This window comes from Taklimakanibacter deserti (genome assembly GCA_003574785.1).
Genome location: QORU01000080.1, coordinates 1 through 545, shown reverse-complemented (window position 1 = coordinate 545; position 545 = coordinate 1). Strand labels below are relative to the sequence as shown.

1 protein-coding gene is annotated in these 545 nt (G+C 67.0%); it reads left to right on the top strand.

Annotation, left to right across the window (positions count from 1 at the left end):
* Positions 1–96: 96 nt before the first annotated feature.
* Positions 97–474, top strand: coding sequence for an aminotransferase class III-fold pyridoxal phosphate-dependent enzyme (locus DS839_RS36035; RefSeq protein WP_119275361.1), 378 nt, complete (start codon positions 97–99; stop codon positions 472–474).
* The last annotated feature ends 71 nt before the right edge of the window (positions 475–545 follow it).

The window sequence follows — 545 nt, the reverse complement described above, 5'->3', positions numbered from 1 at the left end:
CGGAAAAGTCAGATGGGGCGTCCTATCGACTGCCAAGATTGGCCATGAAAAGGTTATCCAGAGAATTATCCACAGCTTTCGAGGACGAGATACGCCATGACCACATCCGCCGAGCTCTTCGAACGGGCCTGCCGCCACATCCCCGGCGGCGTCAATTCGCCGGTGCGCGCCTTCAAGGGCATGCAGCGTCCGCCGGTGTTCATGGAGCGCGCCCAGGGCGCCTACCTCTTCGACGTGGAGGGCAAGCGCTATGTCGACTACGTGGGCTCCTGGGGGCCGATGATCACCGGCCATGCCGACCCGGACGTGCTGGGGGCGGTGCGGGAGCGCCTGGATCGCGGGCTCTCCTTCGGCACCACGCCGGTGCTGGTACTGCGCTTCGAGGGCAAGAGCGAGACGGCGCTCGAGCGCATCAAGGCGCAGTTCGCCGCCGCCCTGGCCAGGGTCGCCCCCGAGCTGGACGTGGCGCTCTGAGCCCACGGGATCGATGACTGCCGCCGCGCCCGCGGCGGCTCCGCCAAGAGCAAGAGCACGAGCAAGAGAAG